Source organism: Mycobacterium sp. E1715, from assembly GCF_001667625.1.
GTDB lineage: Bacteria > Actinomycetota > Actinomycetes > Mycobacteriales > Mycobacteriaceae > Mycobacterium.
Genome location: NZ_LZJJ01000306.1, coordinates 1 through 7,638, shown reverse-complemented (window position 1 = coordinate 7,638; position 7,638 = coordinate 1). Strand labels below are relative to the sequence as shown.

Annotated in this window: 8 protein-coding genes; 6 read left to right on the top strand and 2 right to left on the bottom strand. The window is 68.2% G+C overall.

Annotated elements, in window-relative coordinates; translation table 11 throughout:
• Positions 1-756, bottom strand: a 756-nt coding sequence (locus tag A9X03_RS15620) for a DMT family transporter (protein ID WP_231975399.1), incomplete at its 3' end; no start/stop codon positions are given.
• A gap of 256 nt (positions 757-1,012) precedes the next feature.
• On the opposite strand from A9X03_RS15620, the gene A9X03_RS15615 reads away from it, so the two are divergent.
• The 5 genes from A9X03_RS15615 (at position 1,013) to A9X03_RS15595 (ending at position 6,294) form a co-directional block, all read left to right on the top strand.
• On the top strand, positions 1,013-2,110 hold the full coding sequence (locus A9X03_RS15615; RefSeq protein ID WP_068261752.1) for a ferredoxin reductase: 1,098 nt from the start codon (positions 1,013-1,015) through the stop codon (positions 2,108-2,110).
• 16 nt (positions 2,111-2,126) lie between these two features.
• Complete coding sequence (locus tag A9X03_RS15610) at positions 2,127-3,533, top strand: acyl-CoA desaturase (RefSeq protein ID WP_067750154.1); 1,407 nt, start codon at positions 2,127-2,129, stop codon at positions 3,531-3,533.
• Positions 3,534-3,591: 58 nt separating this feature from the next.
• Positions 3,592-4,332, top strand: a complete 741-nt coding sequence (locus tag A9X03_RS15605) for an SDR family oxidoreductase (protein ID WP_068261748.1) — start codon at positions 3,592-3,594, stop codon at positions 4,330-4,332.
• An 83-nt stretch (positions 4,333-4,415) separates the two neighbouring features.
• On the top strand, positions 4,416-5,777 hold the full coding sequence (locus tag A9X03_RS15600; RefSeq protein ID WP_369831363.1) for a molybdopterin-dependent oxidoreductase: 1,362 nt from the start codon (positions 4,416-4,418) through the stop codon (positions 5,775-5,777).
• Positions 5,770-6,294, top strand: coding sequence for a hypothetical protein (locus tag A9X03_RS15595; RefSeq protein ID WP_067891192.1), 525 nt, complete (start codon positions 5,770-5,772; stop codon positions 6,292-6,294). Before A9X03_RS15600 ends, A9X03_RS15595 begins: the two co-directional genes overlap by 8 nt.
• On the opposite strand, the gene A9X03_RS15590 is transcribed toward A9X03_RS15595, so the two are convergent.
• Positions 6,271-6,633 carry an SHOCT domain-containing protein gene (locus tag A9X03_RS15590; RefSeq protein ID WP_067784647.1) on the bottom strand — a complete coding sequence of 121 codons (363 nt, stop codon included), beginning with the start codon at positions 6,631-6,633 and terminating at the stop codon, positions 6,271-6,273. The genes A9X03_RS15595 and A9X03_RS15590 overlap by 24 nt on opposite strands.
• 525 nt (positions 6,634-7,158) lie before the next feature.
• Here A9X03_RS15590 and A9X03_RS15585 point away from each other — a divergent pair.
• The gene (locus tag A9X03_RS15585; RefSeq protein ID WP_156669964.1) at positions 7,159-7,470 is read left to right on the top strand and encodes a hypothetical protein; all 312 of its coding nucleotides are present in this window, start codon (positions 7,159-7,161) and stop codon (positions 7,468-7,470) included.
• Positions 7,471-7,638: the final 168 nt, after the last annotated feature.

Genomic DNA, 7,638 nt, shown 5'->3' with positions numbered 1-7,638 from the left:
CAGGCCGTCGCGGGCGCTGTCGCCCAGCCACACCACGCCGACGAACGCGGGTGCGATGGTCTCACCGACGACCATCCCGGCGACGGCCGTGGTCACCGATCCGCGGTGCAGCGCAGAGGTCAGCAGCAAGAAACCGGCCGCCCCGCCCGCGGCCGCCGCGTACAGCGCCGGATTGGTGTAGAAGGCGCGGTGGGTCGGGTTGATCACCTCGATCAGCCGCACGCCCACCTCGATGACCCCGAAGCCGGTTCCGGCCGCCAGGCCGAGCGCGAGCGCGCGCGGCCGGTCCGGTAGCCGGCCCGCCACCGCGCCGGCGAGGAATATCGCGGCGACCACGCCCAGCAATGCCCAGCCGAGCCCCGCCGGGGCGCGCCGGAAGTGCCCTGGCCCGGCCGCAAGGGCGAGCACGACGAGGCTCACGCACACCACGGCCACCGCCGTCCACTCGGCGCGCGACAGCCGCGCCGACAACAGCCACGCGGACGCGATGCCGGTGACCGCGATCGAGGCCGCCAACGCCGCGGCGACCACATAAATCGGCACCAGGCGCAACGCCGCCACTTGGAGGAGGAAGCCGACGCCGTCGAGGCCGACGCCGACGATGTACCGCCATTGCCGGGCGGCGCGCATCAGGAGCACGGTGTCGACACCCGAGCCGCTGCCGGCTTCCACCGACCGGGTCGCCGCCGCCTGCAGCACCGACGCCGTGCCGTAGCAGACCGAGCAGCCCAGCGCGAGGAGGAAGCCGATCAGCACACAACGAACAATAGGCGCCGGCGATGGCCGGCGCGCTGAGCCGGTTGGCTGTGAATCCTCTGAACAAATGTTTGGGCGCGGCACGGGTGGGGCACGTCACAGTAACGTGTGTCGCTGCGCCTGACCGAATCCCACTCACGACTAGTGAACAGTTGTGTGCTTTTAGTGGTGTCGTTGTGCGGCTGTCAAACAATGTATGACAAGCGAATTCAAACCAGACGTTTAAACTCGGTATACAACTGTGTACTCTAGCGGCATGGCGGAACGCGGCGCTGAACCCCAGGTCCCACGCGGGCGCCGGCTCTTCCTGCGCGCGGTGCGCCGGTTGTTCAGCCCGCTGCAGCCGGACGACTACCTCGAGATGATCAACCCGCTGTGGACCACCAAGGAGCTGCGCGGGAAGGTCGAGGCCATCGAGCAGCAGGGCTCGGAGGCCGCCAGCGTCTTGATCCGGCCCGGCTACGAGTGGCCTGGGCACAAGCCCGGTCAGTACGTGCGCCTCGGCGTGGTCATCGACGGCGTGTACCACTGGCGTGCGTATTCGCTGACATCGGACCCGACGCCCGACGACGGGCTGATCAGCGTCACGCCGAAGCGGGTCGACGGCGGCGTGGTTTCGCCGTATCTCGTGCACAAGATCCAGCCCGGGGACCTGGTGCGGCTTGGCGAGATCGAAGGCGTGTTCACCCTGCCGGAGCCCGTGCCGGACAAGATGCTGTTCATCAGCGCCGGCAGCGGCATCACCCCGATCATCAGCATGCTGCGCGACCTCGACCACCGCGACGAGATACGCGACGCCGTGGTCATTCACTCCGCCCGCACCCGCGAGCAGGCCATGTTTATGCCGGCGCTCGAAGAGCTCGAGAAACGGCACGATGGCATGCGGCTCGATCTGCGCTTCACCTCCGAACAGGGGCGGCTCACACCCGGCGACCTGGACGACGTTTGCCCGGACTGGCGCGAGCGCGAGGCGTTCTGCTCGGGCCCGGGGGAAATGCTCGACGCCTTGATCGAGCACTGGAAGGAGAACGCGGACTGCGACCGGCTGCACTTCGAGCGGTTCCAACCGAAGATCGGCGGCGACGCCAACGCCGGCGAGGGCGGCACCGTCTGCTTCCTGGACAGCGACAAGGAAGTCGAATGTGACGGTGGCACATCGATTCTCGAGGCCGGCGAGAAGGCCGGTCTCAACCTCGCCTTCGGCTGTCGCATCGGAATCTGCCATACCTGCGTCGGGACGCTGAAGTCGGGCAAGCTGCGCGACCTGCGCTCAGGTGACGTGATCGAACCGACCGAGCAGGACGTCCGAATCTGCATCAACACCGCCGAGGGCGACGTCGAACTCGAACTCTGATCGAAAGGAGCGGCTCGTGACAACGGCCGTAAAGAACGCCGGAGCGAATCCACTCTCCAGGCTGAGCGAGCAAGAATTGGAAAAGCTCGCGAAGGAATTCGACGCCATCCACGATGACGTGTTTGCCGACCTCGGGGACCGCGACCGGCGCTACATCAAGAACGTCATCTCGGCGCAACGGCAGATCGTGGTGGCAGGGCGAGTCCTGCTGCTGGCATCGCGCTCGAAGACCGCGTGGCTGCTGGGTACCGCCTGCCTGTCCATGGCCAAGATCTTGGAGAACATGGAGATCGGCCACAACGTGATGCACGGCCAGTGGGATTGGATGAACGACCCCGACATCCATTCGTCGGTGTGGGACTGGGACACCGCGTCCACCGCGGAATCCTGGAAGCACTCCCACAACTACATCCACCACACCTTCACCAACATCCTCGGCAAGGACAAGGATCTCGGCTACGAGATCATGCGGATCGACCCCAACCAGAAATGGGCACCGCGCTACCTGGGTCAACCGATCTACAACCTGCTGCTCACGCTCCTGTTCGAGTGGGGAGTGGCCGTCCACGACATGGATATCGACGCGATCCGCAAGCGCGAGAAGCCGTGGTCGGAGGTGCGCAAGGACCTGCGGGGCATCGGGGTCAAGGCGCGCGCGCAGATCTATAAGGACTACCTCGGCTGGCCGGCCATCAGCGCCGGTGCGTTCGCGCTCACGCAGCTCGCGCTGCGCGGCCGGCTCGAACAGCCGGCACGGTCCCGGCTGGGCAAGCGGCTGCGCCGGGTGTCGAACAAGGGCCGCGTCGCCGCCGCAGCGTCGTTCCTCGACAAGGTGGCGCCGGGCGTGGAAAGCACGTACCTGCGCACCCTGGGCGCCGACGCGGTGGCCAACGTCATCCGCAACATCTGGGCCCACGCCATCATCTTCTGCGGCCACTTCCCGGACCAGACCTACACATTCACGCAGGAAGAAACCGAGAACGAGACCCGCGGTGGCTGGTACGTGCGCCAATTGCTCGGCGCCGCGAACATCGAGGGCAGCCCGCTGTTCCACATCATCAGCGGCAACCTCGGCTACCAGGTGGAGCATCACCTGTACCCGGACATGCCCAGCAGCCGGTATTCCGAGATCGCGCCGCAGGTCAAGGAAATCTGCGACCGCTACGAGCTGCCCTACAACTCCGGTCCGTTCGGCAAGCAGTGGTTCATGGTGCACCGCAGCATCTTCCGCTTGGCGTTCCCGGGCGGGAAGCCGCGCCCCAAGCCCGGCCCGTACCACAGCAATGTGCACCGCCCCGACCCCGAGCGGCCGAGCGAGGGCACCCGGTCCCGCGATCGGGTGCCGGCCGAACACCCGGCCGCGGGTCCCGAACACGATTCCACCGGCGTCGAGGTGGAGCCGCCGCCGCGGGGCAAGGACTGACGCTCGGCGCCGCGCTCATCGAGTTGCCGTCGCCGGGCCGCTGGGTAGCCTTTGCGCGATGACGGGGATCGACGGGCAGGTCGTGGCCATCACCGGGGCGAGCAGCGGGATCGGCGAGGCGACCGCCCTGCTGCTGGCCGAGCGCGGTGCCCGGGTGACCATCGGCGCGCGCCGCGCCGAGCGACTCGATGAGATCGCACGGGAAATACGCGACCGGGGCGGATCCGCCGTCACCTGCCGCACCGACGTCTCGCGACCCGAAGACCTTCGGCGGCTCGTCGCGACGGCCACCGGCGAATTCGGCCGGCTCGATGTCCTGATCAGCAACGCCGGCATCAGCAAGATCGGGCCGGTGTCCGGCCTCGACGTCGACGGATGGACGGCGATGATCGACGTCAACCTGCGGGGAGTGCTGCACGGGATCGCCGCGGCCCTGCCGGTTTTCCGAAATCAAGGGCGCGGACATTTCGTGACGACGGTGTCGACCGCGGGGCTCAAGATCGTGCCCACCATGGCGGTGTACGCCGCCACGAAGAACGCCGTTCGCACCCTGATGGAGGGCTTGCGCCAGGAATCCACCGACGGCGTCGTGCGGACCACATCGATCTCACCCGGATTCGTCGACACCCGATTGGACGATTCCATCGACGACGCGGCGATGCGCGCTCAGATCCGTCGCAACATGACCGAATTCGGCTTGCCGCCGGCGGCGGTGGCCCGGGCCATCGCGTTCGCCATCGAGCAACCGCACGAGGTCGAGATCGGCGACATCACCATCCGGCCAACGGTCCAGGGCTAGCAGCAGTCGGCGGGGTTGCCACTCCGGAGAACAGACACCGAAGTGAACCATTTCCAGCGCGCGCTCGTGGATGATCATCGATGATGCGCCGCGCCCCCAGTTCCAGCACCGAAGAGACCGAGCCGACCGATTCCGGTGGCTACGGGTTTCCCGCGCGGCTGTGGCGCCTCCTGGATGAGCACCCACCGCCCGGTGTCGGGCGGGCGCAGCGCTGGCGCAGCCCGCTGCGGGGACCATGGCTGACATCCGTATTCGGGTCGGTGCTGCTGGTCACGCTGCCGATCGTCATCATCACGGGGCTGCTGTCGTACATCGCCTACGGGCCGCGGTTCGGCCAGGCCATCCCCGGCGACGTCGGATGGCTGAAGCTGCCGACGTTCGATTGGCCCACCAACCCGTCGTGGCTGTATCGGCTGACCCAGGGGTTGCACGTCGGGCTCGGGCTGATCCTGATCCCGGTGGTGCTGGCCAAGCTGTGGTCGGTGATCCCGCGACTGTTCGCGTGGCCGCCCGCCCGGTCCATAGCCCAACTGCTGGAACGGGTTTCGCTGCTGATGCTGGTCGGCGGCATCCTGTTCGAGATCGTCACGGGCGTGCTGAACATCCAGTACGACTACATCTTCGGTTTCAGCTTCTACACCGCGCATTACTTCGGCGCCTGGGTGTTCATCGCAGGATTCGTCGTGCACATCGCGATCAAGATCCCGGCCATGTGGTCCGGCCTGCGCTCGATCTCAGCGCGCGACGTGCTGCGCGCCGGCCGCGCCGAGACCCGAGCCGAACCATGGGAGCCGGACGGGCTGGTCGCCGCGGATCCGGCGCCCGCGACGATGAGCCGCCGCGGCGCCCTGGCGCTCGTGGGCGGCGGTGCGGCGTTCGTGGCGGTCATCACCGCGGGGCAGACGTTGGGTGGGTTCACGCGGCCCGCGGCCCTGCTGCTTCCGCGCGGCCGCACCCGCGGGGATGGTCCCGGCGACTTCGAGGTCAACCGGACCGCGGTGGTGGCCGGCATTTCCGCCGAAGACACGGGCGAGCGCTGGCGGCTCACCTTGAGCGGCGGCCCGCACGCCGTCGTCCTGGACCGCTCCGCCCTCCTGGCCATGCCGCAGCGCACCGCCACGCTGCCGATCGCCTGCGTGGAAGGCTGGTCCACCACCCAAACGTGGACCGGTGTGCGCCTGGCGGACCTGGCCCGGCTCGCCGGCGTACCGGCTCCCGACTCGGCGTACGTCTCGTCGTTGGAGCGCGGGGGCGCATTCGGCCGCGCGACGCTGCAGGGTAGCCAGGTGCTGCACCCCGATGCGTTGCTGGCCCTGCGCGTCAACGGCACCGACCTGTCCCCGGACCATGGGTTCCCGGCGCGCATCATCGTGCCCGCGTTGCCCGGCGTACACAACACCAAATGGGTGGAATCCATTGCCTTCAGGGCCGGCCCAAATGCATAGCGCCCGAGCGGCTTTCATGAGGCTCTACGGGTCCGGCCCATGGCATCTGTTGATCCTGATCGCCGGGTTCGCCCTCTTGGGCTACGTGGTGGCCACCAGCAAACCGGTCACGCTGTGGAACACGCACGTGTGGTGGCAGTCGATCATCGTGTGGTTCGCCGCGGCCATCGTCGCCCACGACCTGGTGTTGTTCCCGATCTACGCATTGCTCGACCGGCTGCTGTCGCGCTCCGTCGTCCGGCTGCCGCCGCGGCCGGTGCCCGTGATCAATCACATCCGGGTGCCCGCGCTCGGTGCGGGGCTGACGCTGCTGGTGTTCCTGCCCGGCATCATCAAGCAGGGCGCCGCCACGTATTCGGCCGCGACCGGCCAGACGCAGGATCCCTTTCTTGGCCGCTGGCTGCTGCTGACCTCGGCGATGTTCGGCGTCAGCGCCGCGATCTACGCGGTCCGCACGGCGACGGCGCATCGAGGCGCCGAGGCGGCACCCGACCTACATGTTGGCGATGATTTGTAGGCGCTGGGCGCTGTATTCGGTGTCGGTGATGGCGCCCCTGGCGTGCAGGTCCTCGAGTTGTTTGAGGCGGTCGTACAGCGGTGGCTCGGGCCGCGCGACCGCGGCCGGGTGAGCAGCGTGGACGCCCCCGGTGTGCGGCATCGAGCCGCCCTTGGTGGTCCAACCCGCGCCGAGATCGATCAGCCGCAGCGCGAACAGCACGCCCGCGCCGGTGATCGGCAGGCCGAGGTAGATCATCCACCCCAACGGCACGCCGGCCCGGCTCAGCGCGAAATAGCGCGTCAGCAGGACCAGCGCGAGCATCCCGCCGGCCAGCAGCACGACGACCTTGCTTTTCATCCGCCATGAACCTCCGTGTCGATCGCTGCGGGGCGCAGCGGTGGTGCGGCAAGTGCAACCCGGCGGGGCCGCTACCGATCCCAAGGGCGCTAAGCGCATTCACCGTCCACGGCGGCGCTGGAAGGATTCTTGGTGACTTCTTGGAGTGTTCTTTGAAACCCGCGCGTGTTCTGCGCGTGCGGCGGCGACTAACTACTCTGGTGAGCATGGGAAACGGGCGGACCGGGACGGCGAAGGCGTTATGCGCCTGCCTGGCCGCACTTGTCTTGCTGCCATTCGACGCCACCCCGATGGCGGCCATCACAAAAACCGTTGCGCCGTCTCCATCCTCGTCGATCGACCACAGTGCCCTCGGACCGCCCAGCTCGCCCTGCTTTATCGGCCTCAACTGCGGATGTGTTCAGCACTGCCAATCGCCGCCACGCCCACGCCCGCCGGCCGTGGCCGGCGATCCACAGCACGCCCCGCCCGCCTCCACGCCGCCAAATCCCTAGTCCGACCGCCTGAAAGCACACTGGAGAGATCGTGAAGATTCGACAAGCCCAGCCCGTGGCCGCGGTTGGCGGTGTCTTCGCAGCGCTCGTCCTGGCGTTCGGTTGGTCGGACGCCGACACGGTCACCCGGGCCGCGAACCCCACGTCTTCGTCCAACGTGACGCCGGCGCCCCCGCCCGCCCCGGGCGGCGCCCTGCCGGTGCAACCCGCCGGCGGGGGTGGCTGCATCATCGGCCTCAACTGCGGTTGCACGCGCAACTGCCACAAGCCGCGGCCCCGTCCTCCGGGCCCCGTCAGCGACCCGCAACACGACGCGCCCGCACCGGCCCCGGAGAACCCCTAGCGGGCAGTACCCGGCGAGGCCGCCGGCCGCTTTCCTATCATCGGCTGATGGAGATCGAGTCCTCGCCGGCGTTCAGTGCCGAGGACTCGGCCCGGTTTCATGCTTGCGGCTTCTGGTCGGACACGACGTTGTCGGACGCGGTACGCCGCAACGCCGAACGGTCGCCGG